General features: G+C 62.3%; 8 protein-coding genes. 4 read left to right on the forward strand and 4 right to left on the reverse strand.

Annotated features, from left to right (window positions below; genetic code table 11):
• The first annotated feature begins 673 nt into the window (after positions 1–673).
• Together AAHB08_RS16460 and AAHB08_RS16465 are read left to right on the forward strand one after the other, a co-directional pair.
• Positions 674–1,348 (forward strand): response regulator, encoded by a 675-nt coding sequence (locus tag AAHB08_RS16460; RefSeq protein ID WP_025327574.1) that lies wholly within the window; start codon positions 674–676, stop codon positions 1,346–1,348.
• Between the two features lie 23 nt (positions 1,349–1,371).
• On the forward strand, positions 1,372–2,730 hold the full coding sequence (locus tag AAHB08_RS16465; protein ID WP_139434905.1) for an ATP-binding protein: 1,359 nt from the start codon (positions 1,372–1,374) through the stop codon (positions 2,728–2,730).
• A gap of 378 nt (positions 2,731–3,108) precedes the next feature.
• On the opposite strand, the gene glk is transcribed toward AAHB08_RS16465, so the two are convergent.
• A complete protein-coding gene (glk, locus tag AAHB08_RS16470; RefSeq protein ID WP_139434784.1) occupies positions 3,109–4,077 on the reverse strand; it encodes a glucokinase in 969 nt (322 codons plus the stop codon).
• 348 nt (positions 4,078–4,425) lie between these two features.
• Here glk and AAHB08_RS16475 point away from each other — a divergent pair, with 348 nt between their 5' ends.
• Together AAHB08_RS16475 and pyk are read left to right on the forward strand one after the other, a co-directional pair.
• Positions 4,426–5,280, forward strand: a complete 855-nt coding sequence (locus AAHB08_RS16475) for a MurR/RpiR family transcriptional regulator (RefSeq protein WP_167402227.1) — start codon at positions 4,426–4,428, stop codon at positions 5,278–5,280.
• A 161-nt stretch (positions 5,281–5,441) separates the two neighbouring features.
• A complete protein-coding gene (pyk, locus tag AAHB08_RS16480) occupies positions 5,442–6,881 on the forward strand; it encodes a pyruvate kinase (protein ID WP_139744459.1) in 1,440 nt (479 codons plus the stop codon).
• Positions 6,882–6,945: 64 nt separating this feature from the next.
• Here pyk and AAHB08_RS16485 read toward each other — a convergent pair whose 3' ends face one another.
• The 3 genes from AAHB08_RS16485 to AAHB08_RS16495 form a co-directional block, all read right to left on the reverse strand.
• Positions 6,946–7,989 carry an efflux RND transporter periplasmic adaptor subunit gene (locus AAHB08_RS16485; RefSeq protein ID WP_342059531.1) on the reverse strand — a complete coding sequence of 348 codons (1,044 nt, stop codon included), beginning with the start codon at positions 7,987–7,989 and terminating at the stop codon, positions 6,946–6,948.
• A 15-nt stretch (positions 7,990–8,004) separates the two neighbouring features.
• Positions 8,005–11,067 (reverse strand): efflux RND transporter permease subunit, encoded by a 3,063-nt coding sequence (locus AAHB08_RS16490; RefSeq protein WP_342059532.1) that lies wholly within the window; start codon positions 11,065–11,067, stop codon positions 8,005–8,007.
• Positions 11,068–11,230: 163 nt separating this feature from the next.
• Positions 11,231–13,555, reverse strand: a complete 2,325-nt coding sequence (locus AAHB08_RS16495) for an acyl-CoA dehydrogenase (RefSeq protein ID WP_342059533.1) — start codon at positions 13,553–13,555, stop codon at positions 11,231–11,233.
• Between the last annotated feature and the right edge of the window lie 12 nt (positions 13,556–13,567).

Here is a 13,567-nt window from a genome sequence, read left to right on the forward strand (position 1 = left end):
GATTGTGCGCGCTGTTGGTCATCATATCCTCCAGCTTCTTGTTTTACTTGATGTTTGACAATGGCGTCACATCACATTGCTCACCAGGCATTACTGGCGCCTGCATTGCCCACATCTTGGGCAGTTAACCCGATTTTGGGCCAGATTCTATCTCGTTTGACCCGGGGATGAACAGTCAAAACATCGCAGGCTAGATGCCTATAGTGGGCTCATATGTGTCTTTTTAGTTATTGTTAACACTCCACCAAAGAACCCTAAGCCCAACAATGAGAGACATAACCTTACCTGACCGTTGCTATTATAGAAGAGAAAAGTCACTTGTTTTCAAATTCTTACAAACAATGTGAGTGGACGCGACATCAGAGCTAAGATTGTGTTGCCAGGCATGGTCTCCACGCGGTAATCCGCCTAAAGCATGAGGATTTCTCGGTCCCGGCCCGTGCGATAGGAACAGTCGCAACCCCTGATACTGAAGTGCTGGGTGAGCCCCAGGTTGCCGATAGCTTTGATTGAGGGGTCATGGATCAGCCTGGTCACGGAGTGAGGCGGGGTGATGACAATAAAGGCAGGCACGATTCAGTCCCGATACAGGGGGGTTATGTAGGATCCACGTTGACTCTCCCCCTTAGACACCCTCTAATTGACAGCCTGGACCCTTATCATCATGCATCTTATGAAAATCCTACTGGTCGAAGACGACAAGCTGCTCAATCATCACCTCACCACGCTGTTGACCGAGGCCCAGAATCAAGTCCACAGCACCGACAGTGCCCAGGTGGCGCTGCACTATGCGGCCGACTACCCCATCGACGTGGGCATCATCGATCTGGGCCTGCCTGACATGGACGGTCTGCAGCTCATCAGCCGGCTGCGCGAGCAGCAGATCCCCTTCCCCATCATAGTCCTGACGGCCCGGGGCAACTGGCAAGACAAGGTGGAAGGTCTGGAGGCCGGCGCCGACGACTATCTGGTCAAGCCCTTCCAGAAAGACGAGCTGCTCGCCCGCCTCAATGCCCTGGTGCGTCGCAGCGCCGGTTTCATCTCCCCCAGGGTGAAGGCGGGTGACTACGAGCTGGATCTCTCCCGCAAGGAGCTCACCGTCGCCGGCGAAGTCACTGTGCTCACCAGTTTCGAGTATCTGATCCTGGAATACCTGATGCGCAACGCCCGCCAGGTGGTTTCCAAGCAGCAATTGCTCGATCAGCTCTATGGCGATGGCGAAGGGGATCCCAACACCATAGAGGTGATGGTGAGCCGACTGCGCAAGAAGCTGGATCCGGAAGGGGTCATTGCCCCCATCTCCACCATCCGTCGCCAGGGTTACATCTTCAACCTCTCCTGCAGCTGATGCCCCGTTTCATGCTGCATCCCATGCAACTGATCCGCCGCTCGCTGCACCTCAAGCTGATGCTGAGCGCCATGCTGGTCATCGCGCTCATCATGACCTTCTCCGTCTATATCCTCTATCTTGGCCACGCCGAGGAGCAGGCGCAGAAGGCCAGCATCCGCATGCAGGAGAATCTCTCCAAGCTCTTCTCCTCCAAGCAACCCGATCCCCATGCCATCACGGATCTCGGCAACATCACCCCGGATGCCATCGACCCCAATCTCGACACCCTGATCTGCCGATCCGACGGTGAGCTGAGCTGGTCCAGCCTGCACATGCCGGAGGTGATCACCATCAAGGAGACCATCTGCCGGGATCTGATGAAATACCTTGGCGGCCTGGATCAGGACTATTTCTTCAAGCTGCACACCATCAAGAACGGCGAGAGCTACTTCATCTACAGCCTGCGTTTCCTGCGCAACCACGGCGACGGCCCCACCACCTACTACGTGGTCATGGTCGATTCCGCCAAGCGTTACCAGGCCCAGACCAGGGAGTATCTCTACCGCTGCATTCGTCAGGCGCTGCTCTCCTATTGCCTGCTCGGGGCCCTGCTGCTGCTGACCAGCTTCTGGAGTCTCTCCTCCCTGCGCACCATGGCGCGGCAGATTGACGAGATCCGCGCAGGCTCCCGTGAGTCGCTCTCCAACGACTACGAGCGGGAGCTGACACCGCTGACCGAGTCGGTCAACCAGCTGCTGGAAAACGAGCGCCAGCAGACCCAGCGTTACCAGCACGCCCTGAACGATCTGGCCCACAGCCTGAAAACCCGGCTGGCGCTCATCCAGATCACCGCCCAGGAGCTCAAGCTCGGCCACGATATCCATGACAATATCAGTGAGCAGATCACCACCATGGATCAGATCATCCAGTACCAGCTGCGCCGTGCCGTCACCGGACGAAAACGCCTTGCCAGCAAGGGTACCGAGCCGGTGCCCCTTATCGAGAAGCTGCTGGCCAGCCTCACCAAGGTCTACCGCCACAAGAAGCTGCAAACCGGCTTCCAGTTTGATGACGATGTCTTCTTTCACGGTGAACAGGGCGACCTGATGGAGCTGATGGGCAACCTGCTCGACAACGCCTGCAAGTTCGCCATCAGCGAGATCCAGGTAAGGGTCAACCGCCAGGGCAGCGGCCTGCTCATCGTGGTGGAAGACGACGGCCCCGGCATAGACCCCGGCAAGTCGCAGCAGATCTTCCAGCGCGGCGTGCGGGCGGACAGCTCCCCCGGCCAGGGGATAGGGCTCGCGGTGGTGACCGAAATCGTGCACAGCTATGGCGGCAAGATCCGGGTGGACGAGTCACCGCTCGGCGGCGCCAGATTCCATATCACCCTCCCCTGATACCGCGATACGGGCCCATGCCATGGGCCTTCCTTCTCCATGCAGACTCTGCCCTGCCTGTATCCAGCAGCTTGCAGATCCTTCCATCATTCTCAGACCACTTTATGAGGGTTCACCGGCTCTGCCACATCCTCCTGGATACGGCGTCACCTATGGTTCCCTCATAGGGGGAATGCCACGACATCAGGTGGACAGACATAAAAAAACCGGCCGCAAGGGCCGGTGAAACAGTTCAGGCTTGTCAGGTGACAATTCGCACCCAGCGGATGAAGACAGCTTCCAATTCCCTATGAAACCCTGTCCTCTTGAGTACGTGATGTCACTCTACGCCATGGTCACTGAATCGGGACTGAACCATTTGCGCATTCTTTATCCGCCTCAGAGGCGGATCCCGAGGGACTGGCGCAGATAGGCCCCCGCCCCGAGCAGCCCCGGGCCTTCATGGGTGATGAGGAACACCGGAATCTCTTTGAGATAAGGCTTGAAGCGCCCCTTGTCCTCGAAGGCGACCCGAAAACCTGAGCCGATGAAGAACTCCTGGAAGCGCGGCACTATGCCGCCGGCGATGTAGACGCCGCCGAAGGTGCCCATGTTGAGGGCCAGGTTGCCGGCAAAGCGGCCCATAAGCACGCAGAACAGGCTCAGGGTGCGGCGGCAATCGAGGCAATCCCCCGCCAGCGCCCGCTCTGTGATGTCCTTGGGGGCAAAGGGCTCGGGTTCACGGCCATCTGATTTGACCAGGCCGCGATAGAGATTGACCAGTCCAGGGCCCGAGAGGAAACGCTCCGCCGACACATGGCCCAGTTCGCCACGCATCACCTGCAGCACCGCATCCTCCTCTTCCGTGTTGGCGGCGAAGTCCACGTGGCCGCCCTCCCCCGGCAGACTGAGCCACTGCTCGCCGGCCTGCACCAGGTGCGCCACCCCAAGGCCGGTGCCTGCGCCATAGATGGCGATGGGCTTGCCGGCCACGGGCGCGGCGCCCCCCAGCTGGATGCGGTCACTCTCACCGAGCACGGGCACCGCCATGGAGACGGCGGTGAAATCGTTGATCACCTGCAGGCGATCCAGGCCGAGGTTGGTCTGCATCTCGCGGATGGAGAACTCCCAGCTGTGGTTGGTCATGGCGACCCAGTCACCGTTGATGGGGCAGGCGATGGCGATGCAGGCCTCGCCCACCTTGACGCCATGCTCCTCCAGATAGAGGCGCACCACGGCCTCCAGGCTGGGGTGGGCCAGTCCGGAATAGGTCTTTGCCTGGGAAATGGCGCCGGTCGCCAGCTCGCAGAGGGCCAGCCGGGCATTGGTACCGCCTACGTCGCCCACCAGCGCATGGGTATGCTGCATAACAAACTCCTTCGTTACCGACTCGGGGCGGCCCTTACCGTCCCGACATAATTATTTGGTTGCAATACTACCCGAGCCCCTTCCCTTGCGGCGTGTCGGATGAATGCAACTGTGCGCCCGCTCACAGTGTTGTTGCTTTGCAACATTTGTAAGCGTTTTCAAGGGGCAGATGGAAGTTTGTAACCAAAAGCACGAAATAATTAGACATGAGTCATACTTTGTAGGGACGAGATTAGTTCCGATAAGCGCTTGTCTTGTATAGTCATCAAGTAGATTGGAAACCTGCTTGAGCTGTGAATTTAGTGCACAGACACTGAAGTTAAATTACAAAAATGCCTGGTGGTAATGATGAATACCCTCGATAAAATTACGAACAATTTGGAAAGTTTCAGTAAATCAGAGCGTAAGGTGGCTGAAGTGATCCTGGCGTCGCCCCAGACCGCCATTCACTCCAGCATTGCCACCCTCGCCAAGCTGGCCGATGTCAGCGAACCGACCGTCAATCGCTTCTGCCGTCGCCTCGATACCAAGGGCTTCCCCGACTTCAAGCTGCACCTGGCCCAGAGCCTGGCCAACGGCACCCCCTATGTGAACCGCCACGTGGAAGCGGAAGACGGGCCCGACACCTATACCGCCAAGATCTTCGAATCCACCATGGCCTGCCTCGATGCCGCCAAGAACAGCCTGGACATCTCCGCCATCAACCGCTGCGTCGACATCCTGACCCAGTCCAAGAAGATCAGCTTCTTCGGCCTGGGCGCCTCTTCCGCCGTGGCCCGCGATGCCCAGAACAAGTTCTTCCGCTTCAACATCCCCGTGGTGAGTTTCGACGACATCGTCATGATGCGCATGAGCTGCATCAACAGCAGCGAAGGGGATGTGGTGGTGCTGATCTCCCACACCGGCCGCACCAAGGCGCTGGTGGAAATCGCGGCCCTGGCCCGTGAAAACGATGCCACCGTGATCGGCATGACCGCCAAGGATTCCCCCCTGGCCCGCGAGTGCAACCTGGTGCTCTCCATGGACGTGCCGGAAGACACCGACGTCTACATGCCCATGGCGTCGCGCATCGCCCAGCTCGCCCTGGTGGACGTGCTGGCAACCGGCTTCACCCTGCGCCGTGGCATGAAATTTCGCGAAAACCTGAAGAAAGTCAAAGAAGGTTTGCGCGAATCCCGCTTTGATACCCCGCATAATTCCTGAATCATTCGGGGGTCCGCCCCCGACTGTCTATGCCACCGGGCTTGGTGTAGTATCGTAATTTAATAACACAAGGCCACTCAGATGGCCTGCAAGCAGGCACCATGCCACATGCTTGACGGGGCAGTATTTCAAGTCATATCAACTTCACATCGGAGTCTTTCATGCCAAGACGTACAAAGATTGTAACCACACTCGGTCCGGCGACCGATCGCGACGGCATCCTCGAGGGGATCATTCGCGCCGGGGCCGACATGGTGCGGATGAACTTCTCTCACGGCACTCCTGAAGATCATATCCTGCGCGCCAACCAGGTGCGTGAAATCGCCGCCAAGCTGGGCCGTCATGTGGCCATCATGGGGGACCTGCAAGGCCCCAAGATCCGCGTTTCCACCTTCAAGGATGGCAAGGTCTATCTCGCCATCGGTGACAAGTTCATCCTCGATGCCGCCCTCGGCAAGGGCGAAGGCTGCCAGGAGCAGGTCGGCATCGACTACAAGAGCCTGCCAAACGACGTGGTGGCCGGCGACATCCTGTTGCTGGACGATGGCCGCGTGCAACTGAAAGTCGAGCAGGTCGAAGGCACCCGCATCCACACCACAGTGACAGTGGCGGGCCCCCTCTCCAACAACAAGGGCATCAACAAGAAAGGGGGTGGTCTCTCCGCACCGGCCCTGACCGAGAAGGACAAGGAAGACATCAAGACCGCCGCCCGCATGAACGTGGACTACCTGGCGGTCTCCTTCCCCCGCAGCGGCGATGATCTGCGCTACGCCCGCGAGCTGGCCCGCGAAGCCGGCTCCAACGCCAAGATAGTGGCCAAGGTCGAGCGCGCCGAGACCGTCGCCAGCGACGAGGCGATGGAAGACATCATCCTCGGCTCCGACGCCGTCATGGTGGCCCGGGGTGATCTCGGCGTCGAGATAGGCGACCCCGAGCTGGTGGGCGTGCAGAAGAAGCTCATTCGCCACTCCCGCCGCCTGAACCGCGTGGTCATCACCGCGACCCAGATGATGGAGTCCATGATCAACGCGCCGCTGCCGACCCGTGCCGAAGTCATGGACGTGGCCAACGCCGTGCTGGACGGTACAGATGCGGTGATGCTCTCCGCAGAGACCGCCGCCGGCCAGTTCCCCATCGAGACGGTCACCTCCATGGCCAGCGTCTGCGTGGGCGCCGAGAAGCACCCTAGCCTGAACGTCTCCAACCACCGCATGAGCTACACCTTCACCTCGGTGGAAGAGGCCGTGGCCATGTCCACCATGTATGCCGCCAACCACCTGGAAGGGGTCAAGGCGATAGTGGCACTGACCGAGTCCGGCACCACACCGCTGCTGATGTCCCGCATCAGCTCCGGCCTGCCGATCTTCGCCATGTCCCCCCACAACAAGACGCTGGCCTGGACCAACCTCTATCGCGGCGTCACCCCTGTGCTGTTCGACGGGGACGAGAGCAAACCTGTCTACGAGGTGTGCCGCGAGGCACTGGACGTGCTCAAGGCCAAGGGCCTGGTCCAGAGCGGCGACATGGTGCTGCTGACTCACGGCGACAAGATGGAAACCGTGGGCAGTACCAATACCTGCAAGGTGATGATGGTCGAGTAATTCCCCTTCACCGGCACCAAAAACGGCTCCCGCGGGAGCCGTTTTTTATGGCGCCAAACCTGGTTCAGCCACGAAACAGCGCCACCTTGTCGCCATCCTGCAGGCTGCCGGCGCCGCGCACCACCACCCTGTCCCCCTGCTTGAGCGCCCCGCTCACCGCCACCTGCCGGCTGTCGCCGAACAGCACTGTCACCGGCACCCGGTTCACGGTCAGCGCCTCGCCGTGCTGCTCCACCTGATAGACCACGTTCCCCTCGGTGCCGAGCACCAGGGCATCCCGTGGCAGCAGCATGGTCTGCTGCTCTCCCAGGGGCAACGCCACCCGCACCGGCGAGCCTATGATGAAGCGGCCCGGCTCTGGCCTGAGCCGCAGCTCGATGAGGCGCGACTTGGGATCGGCGCTCGCCGCCCGCTGGTAATAGACGGCGTGGCCGCTGAGCTGCTCCCCTTCCACCCGCAACCTGGCCTTTGCTTCCAGCTGGCTGGCCCAGACGATGGGTGCCCGCAGCCGGATGTCAGGCTGCGCCGGGTTGACCAGCTCCAGCGCCCGCTCGCCCGCGTCCACGTGCTCCCCCGGCTGGATGAAGTGCTCGTTCACCACACCGTCGAAGGGAGCGAAGATGTGGGTCCTTTGCAACTGCGCCTCGATCTGGCGCACCTGCACCCGGGCCAGCTGCTCGGCCAGCTCCGCCTGCTCCACGTCATAGCGCGCCTTGTCGTACTGGCTCTGGGAGGCACTCTTCTGCTGGTGCAACCGATCCAGGCGCTGGAACTCGGCGCGGGCGTAGCGCAGGTTGCTCGCCTCTCTCGCCTGCTCGGCCCGGGACTGCTCCAGGGAGAGGCGCAGGGTCGCGCTGTCCAGGCGCAGCAGCTCGTCCCCCGCCTTCACCCGGCTGCCGAACTCGGCAATCCACTCCACCCGGCCGCTCACCTCGGCGCTGAGCGCCGCCTGCTGGCGGCTCGCCACAGTGCCGCTGACCCAGATGCTGGCCCCCGCCTCCCCCTGGGTTACATCCGCCAGGGTCACCATCTTGTCTTGTGCCAGCGCGGGCAGCCCCCCTGCCAGCAGCAGGGCCCCCACCATCATCCTTGTGAACATATGCGTCATCGATAAGCTCCTTGCTCAGGCCCTCTGGCGCAGGGGTTGTGGGATCTCCGCCTGCTCTCCGAGACGGAGGAAGGCGGGTAACAGGATCAGGGTGAACAGGGTGCTGCAACTCATGCCGCCGACGATGACGGTGGCGAGCCCCCGGTAGATTTCGCTCCCCTCGCTCGGGCTCAGCATCAGGGGCAGCATGCCGAAGATGCTGGTGAGGCTGGTCATGGCGATGGGCCTCATCCGGCTTTGCAGGGCATCGGCCACCGCCGACTGGCGGCTCAGGCCGTCCCGCTCGGCCATGCGGGTCTGGTGCACCAGCAGGATGGCGTTGTTGACCACCAGCCCCAGCAGGATGACGAAGCCGATGATGGTCAAGAGATCCATCGGCAGCGGCACCAGGAGGCCGCTCAGGTGCAGCGCCAGCACGCCGCCCACCGAGGCGAGCGGCAGGGTGAGCAGCACCAGCACGGCATCCTTGAGGGAGGCGAAGACCCCCCACAGCAAGATGAGCAGTATCATCACCGCAAACAGGAAGATGCTCCCCAGGTTGTCCAGCGCCTGCTGCAGGCTGTCGGCATTGCCGGCGACCCTCAGCTCGCCACCGGCGGGCAGCAGCGGCCGGATGGCGGCAAAGCTCTTGGTCTGCAGGGTCTCCAGCACCTGCTCCATGCTCATCCCCTCAGGCGGGGTGATCTGCAGGCTGATGCTGCGCCGCCCGTCGGCCCGAAAGATGCTCTCAGGCCCGAGGCCGGGCTCCACCCGCAACAGCTCGCCGAGGGGGACGATGCGCCCGGACGGGGTCGCGAGCGGCACCGCCTTCAGCTCGTCCGGGTTGGCGGAGGCCTGACCCATCAGCAGGATGTCGAGCCGCTCCTCCCCGTCGAAATACTCGCCGACCCGCAGGCCGTCGCCGAAGGTCTGGATGATGGCGGGCATGGGGCTGCGATCCCAGCCCACCTCGGCCAGACGCCTGTCCTGGGGCACCAGCCGCAATTCGGGGGCGGTGAAATCGAGCCCGGGCTCAGGCCTTATCTGGGCCCCCGGCAAGTCCCGCTGCACTATGGCCATGCTCTGCCGCGCCGCCTGATAGAGCGCCGGCAGCTCGCCCCCCTGGATCAGCAGTGAGATGCCGTTCTCGCTATCGAAGCCGCCAAACAGGGAGCCCTGACCGCCGAAGGCCCGGGTATCGGGGATCCCCACCAGCAGCTGTTTCATCAGGAGCTGCTCCAGCGCCTTGATCTGACTCTCCTCTTTTGGCCGCACCCCGATCTGGGCGCCGCCCGGGTAGCGCAATATGTAGTAGTTCTTGAGGGCCGGCTCCTTCTCCCCCTTCATGTAGGGATCGAGGCGGGCGATCAGGGTGTCTATCACCTCTTCGCGCTGGGCCTTGAGGTTGACCCCTGGGGTGAAGCTCATCCACACATCGATGGCGTCACGCTTCACGTCCGGCAGGTAGTTCATCTTGGGCAGCAGCAGCCAGCTGGCCAGCACAGGCCCCGTCATCATCAGGGCGATGATGGCCCAGCGCCGGGGGGCCGTGCCGGTCCAGCGGATCAGGTGGCGGGTGATGCGCTGCCACTGGTTGTCATAGGGATCCAGTAGCCGCTCAGACCCCATCCAGCGCGCCGCCACCGCCGGCAGCACTGTCACCGCCACCACCATGGAGACGGTGACGGCGCAGGCGATGGTGAGCGCCAGGTCTGCGAACAGCTGCCCCTCCACGTCGTTGAGCAAGAGTACCGGCAGGAAGATGGCGACCGTGGTCAGGGTGGAGGCCACCAGGGCGGTCCACACCTGCCGGGTGCCCGCCAGCGCCGCCTCGGCCTTGTTCAAATCCCCCCGCTCGTGGCGCCGATAGATGCTCTCCAGCACCACGATGGCCGCGTCGAGCACCATGCCGACGGCGAAGGCGATCCCCGCCAGGGAGATGATGTTGAGGGTGCGCCCCATCACCTTGAGCAGGCAGAAGGTGAGCATGATGCTGATGGGGATGGCGATCGCTATCATCAGGGTCGCCTTGAGCTGGCGCAGGAAGACCCAGAGGATGGCGCAGGAGAGCAGCACGCCGAGCCCCAGGTTCGCGGTCACCATGCCCACCGCCCGGTTGATGTAGAGGGAGGCATCGAACGACTGCTCCATGTGCAGCCCGACCGGCTCCAGCACCTCCCGGTTGAGCTCATCCACCTTGGCCTTGATCCCCTCCAGCGCCGCCAGGGCATTGGCTCCGCTCTCCTTGAAGATCTGCGCCGCGATGGCGGTGTTGCCGTTCTGGATGCGCAGCACCGGGTTCTCCTCCCGGGCCAGCCGCACCTCGGCCACATCCCGCAGGTAGATGGGCAGGCCGTCCCGCCAGTCCACCACCTTGTCCCCCAGGGTTGTCACATCGTAGCGACCGGCGAAGCGCAGCTTGTACTCCCAGCGGCCGATGTCGAGGGTACCGGCAGAGACATCCCAGTCGGTGGTTGCCCGGCTGGCGAGCACGGGTATCTCCACCCCCAGCTCGGCGGCGCGATAGGGGTCGAAGCGGATCTGGATCTGGCGCTCGTTGATCCCCTCCACCTCCACGGTCGATACCCCGGGGATGCGCTCAAGCTCAGGCTTGACCCTCGCCTCGATCAGCGCCTGGTGATCGTCTATCTCCCCCTTGGCGCCAGGCAACTGCTGGATGAAGAAGAAGGTCAGGGTGTCGTTGCTGCTGTAGTTGTTGACGTAGGGACCGCCGATGTTGTCCGGCAGGCCGGAGACCCGGTTCAGGCGCGAGATGACGTCGAGCTGGGCCCGCTGCATGTCGGTGCCGAGGGCAAACTCCATGTCGATCTCGGTGAAGCCGGGGTAGCTGTTGCTGGTGAGGCTCTTGAGCCCCTGTACCCCCTGCATCTCCTGCTCGATGGGGTCGGTTATCTCCGACTCCATCTCCTGGGGCGAGGCCGAGCGCCAGTCCACCGAGATGTTGAGGTGCGGACGGTCAATGTCGGGAAACAGCTGGACTGGCAGTCCCCGGATGCTGAGCAGGCCCAGCAAAAAAATCAGCACGACCGAGACCGCCACCCAGATGGGGCGTTCGATCGCCGTTTTGGCGAGGTTCATTCACTCTTCCTGAGTTTGTTGTTGTGGGCCATTCCGCTGGCCTTGCTTCCTGCCCCAAGGGTGGGGGCCATTGCATTTAACTGGAATTAATCGAGGTTGTAAATGCCTGGTTAACAAACAAAAAAACCGGCCACATGGGCCGGTTGTCGGTTCACTCTCGGGGTCAGGCGGCGTGCACGACCGGGTTCGGTTGAGACAGGCCTTCCAGCTCGCCCGGGGCGAAGTTGTCTACCTGGATCGCCTCGTAGCGCAGGGCATCGGCGGCCAGCAGCTTGTCGGCCTCCTCCTTGCCGAGGATGGACTGGGACAGGGCCGCGGCCACCAGCTCCGGCAGGGCCATCTTGCGGGGCAGCTTGCCCTCTTTCTGGGCCTGCACCAGCTTCTTCTCGATGGGCTGCACCGCCACCATGGCCTGGAAGGCCCGCTCCATCAGACCGACCGGATCCGCCTCCTCCTTGCCCACGTAGCAGAGCGCGGTCAGACGGTCGCGGAACTCGCCCGGCGTCATCATGGCCAGACAGATGGCGTGGCAACGCTCGTCTGCCGGCATCTTGTAGCCCACGCCGAACGGGAACACCACCCGTTTGAGCACGGCGCCCACCACCTTGTTCGGGAAGTTCTGGAAGAAGCCCTCGAACGCCTTGCCAATCAGGTAGAGGTTGCGCTCAACCGCGTATTGCACGAACGGCAGATCCGAGACCATACGGCCCTGATCCTCGTAGTGCTTGAGGGTGGCGGAGGCCAGATAGAGGTGACTCAGCACGTCACCCAGACGGGCGGAGATCATCTCCTTGCGCTTGAGATCGCCACCCAGCATCAGCATGGAGACGTCGGCACAGAGTGCCAGCCCCTTGCTCATGCGAGAGAGCTGCTTGTAGTAGCGGGCGGTTTCCCCTCCCACGGGGGCATTGTTGAACTGCCCCAGGGTCAGCCCCTGGAACAGGGCACCGAAGAAGTTGCCGGTGCCGAACGCGATGTGCTTCATCAGCAGGGCGTCAAACTTCTCGAGGCCGCGTTCCACGTCGGTGTCTGCGGCCGCTTCCAGCTCGGCAAACACGTAGGGGTGGCAGCGGGTGGCACCCTGCCCGAAGATCATCAGGTTGCGGGTCAATATGTTGGCCCCTTCCACCGTGATGGCGACCGGAATGCCCATGTAGGCGTAGCCGGTGTAGTTTTTCGGGCCGAGCTGAATGGCGCGACCGGCGTGGATGTCCATGGAGTCATCCATGATCTGGCGCGCCATTTCGGTCATGTGGTACTTGGAGATGGCGGTGACGATGGCGGGCGCCTGACCCAAGTCCAGGGAACCTGCCGTCATGCGACGTGCCCCTTCCAGCTGATAGGTGAGGCCGCCGATGCGGGCCAGCGCTTCCTGTACCCCTTCAAACTTGCCGATGGACATGCCGAACTGCTTGCGCACATAGGAGTAGGCACCCACGGTGCGGCTCGCCATGTGGCCGCAGGCGGTGCCCAGGGCAGGCAGCGAGATGCCGCGACCGGCGGAGAGGCACTCCACCAGCATACGCCAGCCGCGGCCGGCGTATTCAGGGCCGCCGATGATCCAGTCGAGCGGAATGAACACATCCTTGCCGAAGGTCGGACCGTTCAGGAACGCCAGTCCCATGGGGTAGTGGCGATCGCCGACCCGCACACCCGGGTGATTGGTGGGGATCAGGGCACAGGTGATGCCGATCTCTTCCTTGTCACCCAGCAACTTGTCCGGATCGTACATCTTGAACGCCAGACCCAGCACGGTGGCGCGGGGCGCCAGGGTGATGTAGCGCTTGTTCCAGTTCAGGCGAAGCCCGAGGACCTCCTCCCCCTTGTACATGCCCTTGCAGACGATCCCCTTGTCCGGGATGGCGCCCGCGTCCGAGCCCGCTTCCGGACCGGTCAGGGCGAAGCAGGGTACTTCCTTGCCGTTGGCCAGCCCCGGCAACCAGAAGTCCTTCTGGGCCTGGGTGCCGTAGTGCATCAGCAGTTCACCCGGGCCCAGGGAGTTGGGCACCATGACGGTGACCGCCACGCTCAGGCTCTTGGTGGCGATGCGGGTGACTATGGTGGAGTTGGCAATGGCCGAGAACTCGCGGCCGCCATAGGATTTCGGGATGATCAGGGCGAAGAAGCCTTCCTTCTTCAGATAGTCCCAGACCGGCTCGGGCAGGTCCTTGGTCTCGTTGACGATCTTGAAGTCGTCCACCATGGCGAGCAGGGTCTCGACCTGATTGTCGATGAAGGCCTGCTCCTCGGCGCTCAGGGTCGCCTTGCCGTAACCATGCAGTTTCTTCCAGTCCGGGTTGCCGCGAAACAGCTCGCCATCCCACCAGACGGAGCCGGCTTCCATGGCCTCCCGCTCGGTGGCCGACAAGGGCGGCAGTATCTTCTTGAAGATGCCGAACACGGGACGAGTTACCACCTTTTTACGGATGGCGGGCACGCCGAGTACCACGGCTATCGCCAGCACCAGCAGGACAAGCAATGTGATCATACCGAAGTTCCT

It is taken from the genome of Aeromonas sp. OTU364, assembly GCF_038440395.1.
Taxonomy (GTDB): Bacteria; Pseudomonadota; Gammaproteobacteria; order Enterobacterales; family Aeromonadaceae; genus Aeromonas.

Excerpts from the sequence above, each read along its gene's own strand:
- AAHB08_RS16460 (WP_025327574.1), top strand. The coding sequence starts at position 674 with ATGAAAATCCTACTGGTCGAAGACGACAAGCTGCTCAATCATCACCTC.
- AAHB08_RS16465 (WP_139434905.1), top strand. The coding sequence starts at position 1,372 with ATGCAACTGATCCGCCGCTCGCTGCACCTCAAGCTGATGCTGAGCGCC.
- glk (WP_139434784.1), bottom strand. The coding sequence starts at position 4,077 with ATGCAGCATACCCATGCGCTGGTGGGCGACGTAGGCGGTACCAATGCC.
- AAHB08_RS16475 (WP_167402227.1), top strand. The coding sequence starts at position 4,426 with ATGAATACCCTCGATAAAATTACGAACAATTTGGAAAGTTTCAGTAAA.
- pyk (WP_139744459.1), top strand. The coding sequence starts at position 5,442 with ATGCCAAGACGTACAAAGATTGTAACCACACTCGGTCCGGCGACCGAT.
- AAHB08_RS16485 (WP_342059531.1), bottom strand. The coding sequence starts at position 7,989 with ATGACGCATATGTTCACAAGGATGATGGTGGGGGCCCTGCTGCTGGCA.
- AAHB08_RS16490 (WP_342059532.1), bottom strand. The coding sequence starts at position 11,067 with ATGAACCTCGCCAAAACGGCGATCGAACGCCCCATCTGGGTGGCGGTC.
- AAHB08_RS16495 (WP_342059533.1), bottom strand. The coding sequence starts at position 13,555 with ATGATCACATTGCTTGTCCTGCTGGTGCTGGCGATAGCCGTGGTACTC.